Origin of the sequence: Pseudomonas sp. A-1 (assembly GCF_004801855.1) — a bacterium.
GTDB lineage: Bacteria > Pseudomonadota > Gammaproteobacteria > Pseudomonadales > Pseudomonadaceae > Geopseudomonas.
In genome coordinates, this window is record NZ_SSTC01000017.1 from 16,984 (window position 1) to 30,566 (window position 13,583).

Sequence of the window (13,583 nt, forward strand, 5' to 3'; positions counted from 1 at the left end):
CCTATGGGTGCTTGGGTTTTTTGGAGTTTTTGGTCGGGACGGAGTGATTCGAACACTCGACCCCTTGCACCCCATGCAAGTGCGCTACCAGGCTGCGCTACGCCCCGAAGTGTTTCCGTATGCCGGAAAACGAGGGTGACTATACACTAAGCTTCTGAAATGTGGAAGTTTTTTTCAGCCTCTCCCTGTTTGCATCGAGGTGTGGCGTCAGGTGCGGGCGCCCGCAGCGGACGGCCGGCTGTGCCGTGTCACCGCAACGCAGACTCCGCCCAGCAGCAGGACGATGGCGAAGGCCTCCAGCAGGCTGGGCAGGCGCTGCAGGTAGACGAAGCCGTAGACCAGTGCGAACAGGGTTTCGAAGACCACCATCTGTCCCGACAGGGTCAGCGGCAGGCGGCGGGTGCTGGCGTTCCAGAAGGTGTAGCCGAGCCAGGAGGCGACCACGGCGAGGGTCAGGTTGACCAGCCAGAAGGCTTGCCAGCGCTCGGTGGGCAGTTCGACCCGGGCGGCGGCGAGGCCGAGCAGGTCGGCTGCCAGCCACAGGCCGCCGGCCAGCAGGCCGGTGACCACACCGGTGAGCAGCGACCACTCGTTGCTGTTGAAGTGCGTCTGGCGCTTCAGGCAGCGTGCGTTGTCGGCGGCGAACCAGCTCCAGCAGGCCAGCGCCAGCAGCGCGCAGAGCATGCCCAGTACGCGCTCGCCCAGCGGCTGTTCCGGAGCGCCGCCGAGCAGCAGCGCCTCCAGGTTGATGCAGGCGATGCCGGCCAGCACCGCCAGCAGCGGCCAGAGCAGCCGGCGCAGGGACGGGGCGTCGGCCTCGTTGCGGCCGAGCAGGGTGATGGTCAGCGGCAGCACGCCGATCACCAGCGAGGTGGGTGCGATGCCGACCCGCTGCACGGCGGCGGCCAGCAGGATGAAGTAGACGACGTTGCCGGTCAGCGACAGGCGCACCAGCGCCAGCAGGTCGGCCAGGGTCAGCCGGCGCCACAGGCTGCGTGCCAGCGGCAGGCCGATCAGCAGGGCGATGAGGCCGTACATGAGGAAGCGCCCGCAGCTGAGCAGCAGGGGCGAGAAGTCGGGGAGCAGGGCCGGCGAGAGGAACACCAGCCCCCAGGCGGCGCCGGCCAGGCCGCCGTAAATGACACCATGCTTCATGAGTCGTCTCCTGGGGTTGCATGGCCAGTATCCGCAACGCATGGAAGTCCATGCGGCGGGAGTCGCTGGCTCGTCGTGTGCCGCGCTGTGTGCGGGTAGCGCATGGTGCGGATCAGGGATTGTCCTGGCGAGTGGCGGATAGACGCAGGAGCCCGCTCTGCGGGCTCCTGCGGGGCGGGATCACCAGCCGGCCGGCAGCAGGTCCAGGGCGCTGCAGACCGCGTAGGCGGCGCTGGCCAGGTAGATCGCCACGATGGTCGCCTGCACCGCCGGATGGGCGATCCAGCCGCACTGCCAGGCCGGCTGCAGGTCGCCGTGGCGACGCGCGGCACGCAGCATCAGGATCGGCATGATCGACAGGATCACGCCGCTGAAGGCGCCGGCGAAGTACAGCGCGTTGACGAAGCCGACCATGCCGCTGTAGGCCAGCACGAAGGGCGGCACGCACACCAGGCCGAGCACCACCAGGCGGGTCTTGGGCTGGGTTTCCGCACCCAGGGAGTGGAACTTGTCGAAGATGTTGGTCAGGAAGCTGCCGCCCAGGCCCCAGTAGGAGGTCAGCATGGCGCACAGGGCGAAGGTGTTGGCGGTGTAGAACGCCCACTGGCCGAGCGCCTGGCCCCAGGCCAGGGTGGCCACCTCGGTCTGGTTCTCCAGGCCGGTCAGGGAAATCACCGACATCGGCACGATGGCCAGCAGCACGAAGGTCAGCGCCATGCCGGTGATCACCGCCCTGGGCAGGCGCGCCGGCGCGTGGCTGAAGCCGCGGGCCATCTCCGGCACGATGTACTGGGCGGAGAAGCAGAACACGGCGATGTTGAACACCGGCACCATGTACACCCAGTCGCCCTCGAACAGGCGGGCGACGTCGGTGTTGTCGTGGACCAGGGTGGCGATGACCAGCATGACGATCATGCTGACCATGCCGATGCTGATGAACTTCTCGCCCTTGCCGATGGCGCCGAGGCCGAGGTAGAGCACCAGCGCTGCGGGCGCGAAGAACAGCAGGCTGCCCAGCGCCGGGTCGATGCCGAGGAAAGCGCTGAGGATCTTGCCGCTGCCGCTCATGTAGGCGATCAGCGCGCCGATGCTGTTGACCGCCACCGAGACGAAGATCGCCCAGGCGCCGAACGAGCCCACGTAGCGCTGGGCCAGGCCGCTGAGCTGGCTGTGGGTGCGGGTGCGCAGCGCGGTTTCCGACACGTACAGCATGGAAATGGTGGTGAACACGCCGGCAACCGCCAGCCAGATCAGCAGCGGCATGAAGCCGGCCTTGCGGCTGGCGTAGGCCATGGACAGCACGCCGGCACCGATGTTGGTGCCGACGATCATCGCCACGGCCTCGAGGAAGCTCAGGCGCGTGACCTCCAGTCCCGACGAATCGACGGACTCCGCTGCGACCTGATCCTGATGGGACTGGACCCGGGTATTGCTCATAAAGAAGTGCCTCGCATCTACGTTCAACAAACAGGAGAGCCCTGACCTTGGACTGCATGGTCTGCATGTCTGCGAACGAGCGAGGACACTGCGGGACAACAGGTGGGTAAGGCGCCTCCTGGCAATCGTCCTGACACCGCGGCGACACCGGACTGGCTGCAGGAGTGCAGGACGTCAGGCCGCCGGTTTCAAACGGGTGGCGAAAATATCACACAGTCTGTTGTTTTACTTGAAACTCTTCTACGACTTTAGGCGAGAACTGCCTGGGGTGGCATGATCGATGCTGGGAGCGGTGGGCGGCGGCGATTGCGGGGCACACAAAAGAAAAGCCGGACACAGGGTCCGGCTTTTTTCGTGGGGCGGGCGGTTACTTCAGGCCGGGGATCTTCCAGCCGTTGACGTCGTACTCGCTCATGCACTTCTGCGACAGCTCGCGCATCTTCCTCATCTCGCCGGTGGCGCGGGCGCTGCCCAGGCACTGGATGCGGATGGCGTCGGCGGTGCCGGCGTAGTTCAGCTCGTACAGGTGGTGGCGGCCGCCGAACTCGGTGCCGATGGCGTCCCACATCAGCTTCATGATCTTGATCCGGTCGGTGTGCTTGATGTCGCCGGAGCCGCGGCAGTAGCGGGCCAGGGCGGCGTCGAGTTCCGGATTCTGCAGGTCGACGTTGCTGCCCGGCAGGTAGATCAGGCCGCTGGCCGCGGTGGTCTTGATGATGTGGAAGATCTTGTCGTAGGCCATCGGCGCGAAGGTGCGGTAGTTGAACGCCGATTCGGTCGGCGGCAGGTAGGCACCGTTCTGCCACTTCTCGGCGGCCAGGCACATGTGGTCGGTGATCGACCAGAACAGGTTGCGCCAGGCCACCACTTCACCCAGATCGGCGCTCACGCTGCGGAAGTCGATGGCACCGGTGCACTCCAGCACCTGCTCGAGCAGGCCGGCGAGGAAGTCCAGCTTGACCGCGAAGCGGGTGCAGGCCTGCAGCGGGTACAGGCGACCGAAGCCGGCGGCGAAGCCCCACTGCACCAGCTTCTGCTTGTCCTTGTAGATCAGCACGTCTTCCCACGGGATGAACACATTCTCGAGGATCAGGATCGCGTCGTTCTCGTCGAAGCGCGAGGACAGCGGGTAATCGAACGGTGAGGAGGTGTCGGTGGCGTTCTTCTCGTAGGACACGCGGGAGATCAGCTTGACCCCCTTGGCGTTCATCGGGGTGATGAACAGCAGGGCGAAGTCGGGATCGTCGCCGATCTCCTGGGCCGCGGTCTGGCCGATGAAGTTGTAGTGGGTCAGCGCGGAGTTGGTGGCCACCACCTTGGCGCCGTTGACGTAGATGCCCTCGTCGGTTTCGCGGGTGACGTGGACGTAGATGTCCTTGACCGTGTCGCTCGGCTTGTTGCGGTCGATCGGCGGGTTGACGATGGCGTGGTTCAGGTACAGGCAGTTTTCCTGGATGCGCTTGTACCAGGTCCGCGCGTTGCCTTCGAAGCGGCCGTAGAACTCGGGGTTGGCGCCCAGGGTGTCGCCGAAGGCGGCCTTGTAGTCGGCGGTGCGGCCCATCCAGCCGTAGCTCATGCGCGCCCATTCGGCGATGGCGTCGCGCTGCTCGAGCATCTCCTCGCGGGAGCGGGCGTAGCGGAAGAACTTGTGGGTGTAGCCGCCGTTGCCGGTGTCGGTCGCCCAGCACAGCTTGTCCTTGGTTTCCGGGGCGTGCAGGGCATCGTAGAGAGAGGCCACGGTCTGTGCCGAGTTGCGAAACGCCGGGTGGGTGGTGACGTCCTCGACGCGCTCGCCGGCGTAGTAGACCTCGCGACCGTCGCGCAGGCTGGCGAGGAATTCCTCGCCATTGAACGGACGACCGGCTTGCTTGATGTGGCTCTCGGGTTTCATGGGCACGCTCTCTCTCGATTCTTGTAGTGGGTGACTACTACGAAGAGATCAGGTTAATGGAGCCTGCCGGCGAGGGTTGTCACCTGAAAATGGTGACAGCTCACTGGCAGAGAGCGAACAGCTGGGCGCGGCTGGAGATGCCCAGCTTCTCGTAGGCGCGCTTGCGGTAGGTGGCCACGCTGTTGAGCGAGACGCCCAGTTCGTCGGCGATCAGCTCGCTCTTCTTGCCCTGCAGCACCGCCTGGCAGACCTGCTGCTCGCGGTGCGAGAGGAAGGCCAGCGGGCCCTGGGCGAGCATCTTCTGGTTGATCAGGTAGTGCTTGACCAGCAGGCTGCTGAGCAGCCGCGCGGCGGCGGCTTCGTCCTCGGGATGGCGGAACACCTCGCCGAAGCTGCCCGCGCGGCGGTACAGGTTGAGGTAGTAGTTGCCTGCCTCGTGGCCGCGGATGATCGACAGCTTGTCCTTGAAGCCCGGCTCGTCGAAGAAGCGCCGCCGGTAGTTGGGGCCCATCTCGTTGCCCAGGTGTTCCAGGTGCAGCACGTGCAGCTCGCCCGGCGGGCATTCCTTGAGCAGGGCGAAGTTGGGGTCCTGCATGTAGCGGCGCTCGCTGATGTAGGAGTGGGCGAGGGCACGGGCCGACTCGTCTTGGGCGAAGTCCTTGTACAGCAGGGTGGAGACGCGCTTGTCCGCGGCGCAGAAGAACAGCATGCACTGGTCGGCGCCCAGCACGGCGTGGACCCAGTCGAGGAAACGCTCGAGGAAGTCGTCCTCGCCGAGACCGTCGAGCAGGGCCAGCAGGGCGGGGGAGGGCAGCCAGCCGGGTGCGGGCTGGCCGGTGGGGGATGCGGTCATGGCTTCACTCTTCGTCGCTGGCAGCGTTGTCCGATGACAAGTGTAATCCTCCGGCCTCGGCGACAGCCTGCGTCTCGGGGACAGTGGTCGGGCCGTCGTCATGCCTGGAAAATGTGGGGGCGTAAGCTTGTCAGCATCTTCGCCCATCGTCATCAGGCGCCGCGCTCCCGCCCGCGCAGGCGCGGCACCACGATCTCCCACTGCACGCACCGGAGGCCGTCGCGGAACTGTTCCTCGCCGTCCTCGGCGTAGCGGGTGAGAATGCCGGCCACCTCGCAGTGCTCGATCTCCAGATCGAGATGGAAGGCGCGCGAGGTGCGGCCGACGCAGCGGCCCTGGCCGTCGAGCAGCAGATGGCGCTCGCCGTCCGCGCGCAGCTGCAGCGGGTCGCCGGGCTGCAACTCGGCGATGGCTTGGTGGATGGGCGCCTGCGCGGGGTGGCGGCCGGCGAAGCCGAGGTCGATCTCCTGCAGGCCGAGCATACGGTAGCGGGTCGCCAGCTGCGGGTCGTGGCGGCCGGCGAAGCCCCGTTCCTGCACCTCGCCGGCGAGGGCGCGGGACAACGGGTTGCCGGGCTGGAAGGCGGCCAGGGTCAGGGTTTCCCGCGCCCGGGTCATGCCCACGTAGTACAGCCGGCGCTCCTCCTCCAGCTGCTCCGGGCGCTGCTGCCAGCCGCCGTCGAGCAGCGCCACGTGGCGGAACTCCAGGCCCTTGGCCGAATGCACGGTGCCCAGATACAGGCCGGGGCGCGCCTGCTGGCGCAGTTCGCGGGCGTAGTCGTACAGCCAGTCGATCAGCGCCGCGCGCGACAACCGGCAGTCGCCCAGTTCGCCCTGCAGCTGCTCCAGGGCGGTGGCGAAGAACGCCTGCCAGTCGGCCTCGGCCGCCCACTCGGCCAGCCCTGCGCGCAGCCCGGCGACGTCCGGCTGCGCATCGCCCGCGCGCAGCCGCTCGATGGCGTGGACGAAGCCGCGCTGGCGGGGCAGCGGCAGGCCGTCCTGGTCGTCGGCGAGGTGGTAGGCGACGCCCCGCTGCTCGCACCAGGCCTGCAGCGGCTGCAGGTAGCGGCGGGTACGGGCGAGCACGGCGCAGCCCTGCCAGTCGCTGCACTGCTCCAGATCGAGCAGGCGCTGCAGCTCGCCGAGCAGCGCCTGGGCCTGCAGGTTGCCGTGCTCGCGGTCGCTCGCCGGCAGTTGCAGGAGCAGCACGCGGCCCTGGCGCTGCGCATCCAGCGTCTGCCAGCGGCCGCCGTGCGCCTCGGCCTGGCGCTGTCGGTCGATGCGGATCGGCTGCGCGGCCTTGAGCCGCCCCGGATTGCCTTCGATCAGCCGGTTGGCGGCGGCGATGATCGCCTGGCTGGAGCGGTAGTTCTCCACCAGGTAGCTGATCTCGGCGGCGTACTGTTCGCGGTAGCGCTCGATGTAGCGGTTGCTGCCGCCGCGCCACTGGTAGATGTTCTGGTCGTCGTCGCCGACGGCGAGGATGCACAGGTCGGCGTCACCATCCTCGCTGCGCCGCCTGGCCTGGGCCAGGGCGCTGACCAGGCGGTACTGGCGCTCGTCGATGTCCTGGTATTCATCGACCAGGATGTAGCGGTAGCCGCGCAGCAGGCGCTCGCGCAGGTCGTCCTCCTCGCCCTCCACCAACTGGCGGCCCTCGAGCAGTTCGGCGGCGCGCTCCAGCAGGGCTTCCAGTTCGCGCTCGTCGACCTTGTCGCGGCGGGTGAAGCTGGTGCCGGTCAGACGCATGGCCATGGCGTGGTAGGTCAGCACGGTGAGGCCGAAGGCCTCCTGGCCGACCAGTTCGAGCATGCGCCGGCGGATCTCGTTGGCGGCGTGGCGGTTGAAGGTCAGCGCGATGATGGCGCTGGCCGGCACCCGGCGTACGCGCAGCAGGTAGGCGATGCGATGCACGATCACCCGCGTCTTGCCCGAGCCGGGGCCGGCGAGGATCAGCCGGTTGCGCTCGCCGTCGGTGACGATGTCGCGCTGGGTGGCGTCGAGCGGTCCGGTGATCGCCCGCCAGGAGGCCTCGCTGGTGGCCAGCGCCAGCACCTTGTCCCTGCCGGCGAAGTAGCGGCGCAGGAACGCCTGCTTGCTGTCGCTGAAGTAGTGCAGCACCAGATTGAGCGCCGCGGCCATCTCGCGCAGGGCGATCTCCGCGTACTCGCGCATCACGTGCACCTGGATGCGCCGCTCGCGGTAGTGCTCGTCGAGGCGCTGGAAGTCCTCCTTGAGGTAGTTCTGCCTGTCGCGCTCGGGGTCGATGGCGATGGTCATCGCCCGGCGCATCACGCTCATGCCGTGGTTGAGGGTGAGCACCTCCTGCTGGTGCAGGTACAGCAGCACGTGCTCGAGGGCGGCCTGGCGCTGCTCCGGCCGGATGCGCGGGCCGAGCTCCAGGTCGGTCTCGAGCAACCCGCGCAGTTCGCCGAAGGTGGTGGTCACCAGCAGGTCCTTGCCGCGCGCACCGGCCGGCAGCTTGCCGAGCAGGAAGGGCAGCAGCACCGCGGCGATGGCGCGGCGCTTCTCGCCCAGTTCGGCCACCTGGCGCCAGCCGTAGCCATTGCGCAGGCGCAGCTTCAGGTAGTCGCGGTTGAGCTGGCGCAGCTCCAGGCAACTGCCCTGCTGGCGGTCGCCGTCGCGGTCCTGGGCCAGGCTGTGCAGCAGGCGCAGGAGGTGCAGCGGCAGCAGTCCGGGCAGGGTGGCGGTCTCGCGCAGCTGGGCGGTCAGCGCGGGTAGGTGCAGGTCCTGCCAGCCACCTTGGTCCGCATCCGGGGCCAGTTCGGCCAGGGTTTCCAGCAGAGCCTCTTCCAACTGCAGCGACTGGCGCAGGCGCTCGGCCGAGGCGTCGGCCATGGCGTGGCGCAGGTAGAGGGTCAGCTGGGTGTCGTTCTCCAAGAGACCCAGCTCCTCCAGCTGGCGCAGGCTGCCGGCGAATTCCTCGGCGGTCTGCCCGGTGAGCGTCATCAGGCGGTCGGTGTTGACGCGCTCGTCGGCCTCGGCGGCGTAGAGGTACTGCAGGATGGCGCGGAACTCCTCCAGACGGCGGGCCGGCAGGCGGGCCTGCTTCAGGCGCGCCTCGGCCTGTTCCTCGGACTCTTTCAGACGCGCCGGGAACACCCGCGTGTGGTTCTCCTCGCGGCGCAGGAAGCGGCCGCGCTCCAGCCAGGCGATGGCGGTGACCACCTTGGTCTCCGCGTCGCGGTCGTCGGCGTCGAAGCTGGTCTGCACGCCCTGGAGGATCTCGCCGGCGCTGATCACCAGTTGGCCGCCCTTGCGGCGCTTGCTCTCCTCGCGCAGCTTCCTGAGGATCTGCTGGATGTCGCGCTGGCTGAGCTGCGAGCGCTCGCTGAGGCCGAACTGGGTCTCGATGTCCTGCGGGTCGTAGAGCAGCACGCAGCGCGCCTGCTGCTGGTCGCGCCCGGCGCGGCCGGCCTCCTGCAGGTAGTTCTCCAGCGAGCCGGGGATGTCGGCGTGCACCACCAGGCGTACGTCCTGCTTGTCCACGCCCATGCCGAAGGCGTTGGTGGCGACGATCACCCGCAGCCGGCCGTCCTTGAAGGCGTCCTGAATGTCCTTCTTCTCGTGGGGCTGCAGCCCGGCATGGAAGTGGCGGCAGGCCCAGTCCTGGCGCTGCAGGAATTCGGCCAGTCCCTCGGCGTTCTTGCGGCTGGCGACGAACACCACGGCGCCGCCGTCGCGGCCGGCCAGCTCGTCCTCGAGCAACTGGTGGGTGCGCGGCCACTTCTCGCCGGGACCGACCGGCTGCACCTCGAAGCTCAGGTTGCTGCGCTCGGGCGTGCCGATGAACTCGCGGAACTCGATGCCCAGCGCGTCGCGGAAGTGACTGCGGATGTCCTCCAGCACGTCGAGCTTGGCGGTGGCGGTGAAGCAGCCGACCGGCGCCAGCGGCGCGTCGCCGCTGAATTCGCGGATGAAGCGCGCGACGTACAGGTAGTCGGGGCGGAAGTCGTTGCCCCACTTCGACAGGCAGTGCGCCTCGTCGAAGATCCACGCGCCGATCTGGCGCTGGGCGAGGGCGCTGCGCAGCGCCTTGTTGCGGAACTGCTCGGGCGACACCAGCAGCAGGCCGACGTCGCCGAGCTGGAGCTTCTCCAGCACGTCGGCGCGCTCGGGCAGGGTCAGCAGGCCGTTGAGCGCGGCGGCGCACTGCACGTTGCGCGCCAGCAGGCCGTCGACCTGGTCCTTCATCAGCGACTGCAGCGGCGAGACGATCACCGTCAGGCTGCCGTTGCGGTGGTAGCGGTTGAGCGCCGGCAGCTGGTAGCACAGCGACTTGCCGCCGCCGGTGGCGAGCACCGCGAGCACCGAGCGGCCCTGCATGCCGGCCAGCACGATGTCCTCCTGCGCGCTGGCGCCGCCCGCCTCGCGGCGGAAGTCGTCGAAGCCGAAGTAGCGCCTGAGCTCGTGGCGCGGGTCGTGGGCGCTGCGGCAGTACTGGCAGGCGGGATCGCTGCACGGCTGGTCACGCAGCTCGCCGATCAGTTGGGCCACCGCCGGGAACTGGTGGCGCACCCAGGGTGCCAGCACCGAGTTGCCGCCGGCCACCCGCAGCCAGGCGAGGGCGTAGGCCAGCGGCCAGAGCCACTCTGCCTGGTGCAGGTCATGGGCAATCAGGCTGGCCAGACGGGTGCGGCAGACCTTGAGATCGCGGGACAGGGTGGGATCGCTTTCCCGCAGCAGCGTCGGCAGCAGTTCGCCGAGGCGCTCGACCGGCAGCGGCCGCTGGCCGCTCATGTGCATGAAGAAATTGCCGAGACCGGCGCCGACCTGCGGCGCGACCAGCGCCTGGTAGCAGAGCAGCTCCTCGTTGCGGCTCGCGTGCAGCTGGCGGAACGCCTGCTGCTGGTCGAGGAACAGCGCCAGGGTCGCCCGGCAGTCGGCCAGCGGCGAGTTGAGGCTGGCGCGGATCAGCTTGTAGTCCTTGATCAGCCGGTGGTACGGATTCTGCGGGAAGGCCAGCGGCGACAGGCGCAGGGTGTCGATGGCCGGCAGGCGCAGCAGGGCGAGGCCGGGAGCGGCCGCCTCGAGCAGCGGCAGGTCATGGCCCAGCAGGTTGTGGCCGAGCAGGAAGCTGGCGCCTTCGGCCAGTTGGTCCAGCTGCCTGAGCGCGGCGTCGAGGCGCTGGGGTGACGGGGTGTCGAACTCCAGCTCCGCGCCGGTGTCCGGACGCAGGGCGCCGAGCTTGATGATCCGCGCCGGCTGGTCGGCAGTTGCCGGCACCACCTCCAGATCGAATACCAGACACTTCGGTTGCGCAGGCACCGCCATGAATCGCCTCGTCCCTGTGAAAAATCCAAGCAGGGCGCGACTTTAGCGCATGCGCAGGGGAGCGGGAAATGTGACGGAGTCAACGTCTCTGCGCTGAACTCCCGGCCGCCCGCTCGTCATCCCCCCTTGCCGCCGGCCAGGTTGCCGAAGATGTCGGGGAAAAGACGAGCCCGCGCGCGGGTAGCGGCGGGCTCCAAGGCGTCCTCGTGGGACGGGGCGCCATCCATGGCATGGAACACCCGGTTGGCGGCTGGCCCTCAGGCGACCAGCCGGCGCGACTCGGCAGCGGCCAGGCGCCACATGGCCTGGGGATCGTCGGCGAAGGGCAGGTGCGCGGCAGCGTCCAGCTCCTCGGCGGAATGGCCCTTCAGGCTGCGGTACAGGCCGAACAGGCTCAGCAGGGTGAGGCAGGACAGGATCAGCATGGCGGTTCTCCTCAGTGCGCGACGGCGGCAGGGATACGCGGCGCCACCCGCTCGCCGCTGCGCACGGTGCACCAGGCGTTCCAGGCCATCAGCAGCATGCCGCTGGCGAAGATGCCGCCGCCGATCAGGCGCACCACGTAGCCGGCATGGCTGGCTTCCAGCGCCTCGACGAAGGAGTAGGTGAGGGTGCCGTCGGCGTTGACCGCGCGCCACATCAGGCCCTGGGAGATGCCGTTGACCCACATGGCGGCGATGTACAGCACGGTGCCGATGGTCGCCATCCAGAAGTGCGCGTTGATCAGCGCGATGCTGTGCATCCGCTCGCGGCCGTACAGGCGCGGGATCATGTGGTAGAGCGTGCCGATGCTGATCATCGCCACCCAGCCCAGCGCGCCGGCGTGCACGTGGCCGACGGTCCAGTCGGTGTAGTGGGACAGGGCGTTGACGGTCTTGATCGCCATCATCGGGCCCTCGAAGGTGGACATGCCGTAGAAGGCCAGCGACACCACTAGGAAGCGCAGGATCGGATCGGTGCGCAGCTTATGCCAGGCGCCGGAGAGGGTCATCATGCCGTTGATCATGCCGCCCCAGGACGGTGCCAGCAGGATCACCGACATCACCATGCCGAGGGTCTGCGCCCAGTCGGGCAGCGCGGTGTAGTGCAGGTGGTGCGGACCGGCCCAGATGTACAGGGAGATGATCGCCCAGAAGTGCACGATGGACAGGCGGTAGGAGTAGATCGGCCGCTCGGCCTGCTTGGGCACGAAGTAGTACATCATGCCGAGGAAGCCCACCGAGAGGATGAAGCCCACCACGCTGTGGCCGTACCACCACTGGATCATCGCGTCGGTGGCGCCCGAGTACAGCGGGTAGGACTTGAGCAGGCCCACCGGGATGACCGCGTGGTTCACGATGTGGACCATCGCCGTGACGATGATGAACGCGCCGTAGAACCAGTTGCCGACGTAGATGTGGCGCACCGTGCGCCGCGCGATGGTGCCGAAGAACAGCCAGGCGTAGGCGATCCAGACGATGGTCACCCACAGGGCGATGGGCCACTCCATCTCGGCGTATTCCTTGGAGGTGGTGAAGCCCAGCGGATAGCTGAACAGGATGGCCACCACCGCGGCCTGCCAGCCCCAGAACACGAAGCTGGCCACGCGATCGGAGATCAGCCGTACCCGGCTGGTGCGCTGCACCACGTAGAAGGACGTGGCGAACAGGGCGCCGCCGCCGAAGGCGAAGATCACCAGGTTGGTGTGGATCGGCCGTATGCGACCGAAGCTGGTCCAGGGCAGGCCGAGGTTCAGTTCGGGCCAGACCAGCTGGGCGGCGATGACGACGCCCATGGCCATGCCGAACACCCCCCAGAACAGGGTCGTCAGCGCGAACTGGCGGACCACCCTGTAGTTGTAGGTGGCTTCGGAGTCGGGAACGAATTCAGTTGTCATGGCTGTTCCGGATGCACGCAGGTTTTTGGGTTTTTGCCCTGTAATCGGGCCTTGGCAAGGCCGCGATAGTCTGGCGCGCACGGAATGATTCAACAAACTAATAATTGTGAGCTATAAATGCATTATTTTTGATGGTTGGCCGGGTGCCATGCGCCGCCGCAAGGCCCCCGCCCACGCCTGGCAGCCTCCACCGGAACGCGCAAAAATGGACATCGAACTTGCCCGCACCTTCCTCGAAATCGTCCGCTGCGGCAGCTTCATCGCTGCCGCCGAGCGGCTGCACGTCACCCAGACGGCGATCACCGCACGGGTGCAGAACCTGGAGGGGCAGCTCGACTGCAAGCTCTTCGTGCGCAACCGCTCCGGCGCCACACTCACCGCCAACGGCACGGCGTTCGTCGCCTACGCGAACCAGCTGATCCAGACCTGGGAGGCCGCCCAGCGCGATCTGCCCCTGCCCGAGGGGTATCGCAAGCTGCTCCATGTGGGAGGCGAGGTCAGCCTGAGCAGTCCGCTGCTGCTGCAGTGGGTGCGGCGCCTGCGCGAGCGCTTCCCGCAGCACGCCATACGCGCCGAGACCGGCGCTCCCGCGCAACTGCTGGAGCAGCTCGAGGATGGCCGCCTGGATGCGGCGCTGGTCCACAGCCCCGTCTACTGGGCCGGCCTGCAGGTCGAGCCGCTGCTGGAGGAGCGCCTCGTCCTGGTGCGCTCGGTGAAGAACCCCGAACCCTACCTGTACATCGACTGGGGCGAGGATTTCCGCCGTGGGCACGACGCCGCCCTGCCCGAACATGCGCGGGCCGGGCTCAGTTTCAACCTCGGTCCGCTGGCCCTGCAGTACCTGCTGGAGCAGGGCGGCACCGGCTATTTCCGCACCCGGGTGGTGCAGGCCTACCTGGAGCGCGGCCTGCTGGAGCGGGTGCCCCGGGCTCCCGAGTTCAGCTACCCCGTGTATCTGGTCTACGTCCGCGAGCGCGACACCGCGGAGCTGCAGCAGGCCTTCGCGCTGTTGCGCGAAGTATCCCGGCAGGAACGGGACTGGTCGCAGCGCTGGGATCCACTGATCTAGGGCCTTGC

At 68.0% G+C, this 13,583-nt stretch carries 8 protein-coding genes and 1 tRNA gene; 1 reads left to right on the forward strand and 8 read right to left on the reverse strand.

The features are described 5' to 3' along the window. Positions 1 to 30: 30 nt before the first annotated feature. The 8 genes from E5198_RS05655 to ccoN all read right to left on the reverse strand — a co-directional run bounded on the left by E5198_RS05655 (position 31) and on the right by ccoN (position 12,506). A tRNA-Pro gene (locus E5198_RS05655) sits at positions 31 to 107 on the reverse strand. 100 nt (positions 108 to 207) lie between these two features. Continuing rightward, positions 208 to 1,155 carry a DMT family transporter gene (locus E5198_RS05660; protein ID WP_136489034.1) on the reverse strand — a complete coding sequence of 316 codons (948 nt, stop codon included), beginning with the start codon at positions 1,153 to 1,155 and terminating at the stop codon, positions 208 to 210. Between the two features lie 180 nt (positions 1,156 to 1,335). Continuing rightward, positions 1,336 to 2,592 carry an amino acid permease gene (locus tag E5198_RS05665; protein ID WP_136489035.1) on the reverse strand — a complete coding sequence of 419 codons (1,257 nt, stop codon included), beginning with the start codon at positions 2,590 to 2,592 and terminating at the stop codon, positions 1,336 to 1,338. A 367-nt stretch (positions 2,593 to 2,959) separates the two neighbouring features. Beyond that, positions 2,960 to 4,483 carry a 4-hydroxyphenylacetate 3-hydroxylase N-terminal domain-containing protein gene (locus E5198_RS05670; RefSeq protein WP_136489036.1) on the reverse strand — a complete coding sequence of 508 codons (1,524 nt, stop codon included), beginning with the start codon at positions 4,481 to 4,483 and terminating at the stop codon, positions 2,960 to 2,962. A 100-nt stretch (positions 4,484 to 4,583) separates the two neighbouring features. Beyond that, positions 4,584 to 5,336: a LuxR C-terminal-related transcriptional regulator gene (locus tag E5198_RS05675; RefSeq protein ID WP_136489037.1), complete on the reverse strand. Its 753-nt coding sequence runs from the start codon at positions 5,334 to 5,336 to the stop codon at positions 4,584 to 4,586. Positions 5,337 to 5,488: 152 nt separating this feature from the next. Further along, positions 5,489 to 10,630, reverse strand: a complete 5,142-nt coding sequence (locus tag E5198_RS05680) for a RecQ family ATP-dependent DNA helicase (protein WP_136489038.1) — start codon at positions 10,628 to 10,630, stop codon at positions 5,489 to 5,491. 257 nt (positions 10,631 to 10,887) lie between these two features. Beyond that, positions 10,888 to 11,055, reverse strand: a complete 168-nt coding sequence (locus E5198_RS21455) for a hypothetical protein (protein WP_168772482.1) — start codon at positions 11,053 to 11,055, stop codon at positions 10,888 to 10,890. Positions 11,056 to 11,066: 11 nt separating this feature from the next. After that, entirely contained in the window at positions 11,067 to 12,506 is a 1,440-nt protein-coding gene (ccoN, locus tag E5198_RS05685; RefSeq protein ID WP_136489039.1) for a cytochrome-c oxidase, cbb3-type subunit I, read from the reverse strand. Positions 12,507 to 12,711: 205 nt separating this feature from the next. Here ccoN and E5198_RS05690 point away from each other — a divergent pair, with 205 nt between their 5' ends. Next, the gene (locus E5198_RS05690; protein ID WP_136489040.1) at positions 12,712 to 13,575 is read left to right on the forward strand and encodes a LysR family transcriptional regulator; all 864 of its coding nucleotides are present in this window, start codon (positions 12,712 to 12,714) and stop codon (positions 13,573 to 13,575) included. Positions 13,576 to 13,583: the final 8 nt, after the last annotated feature.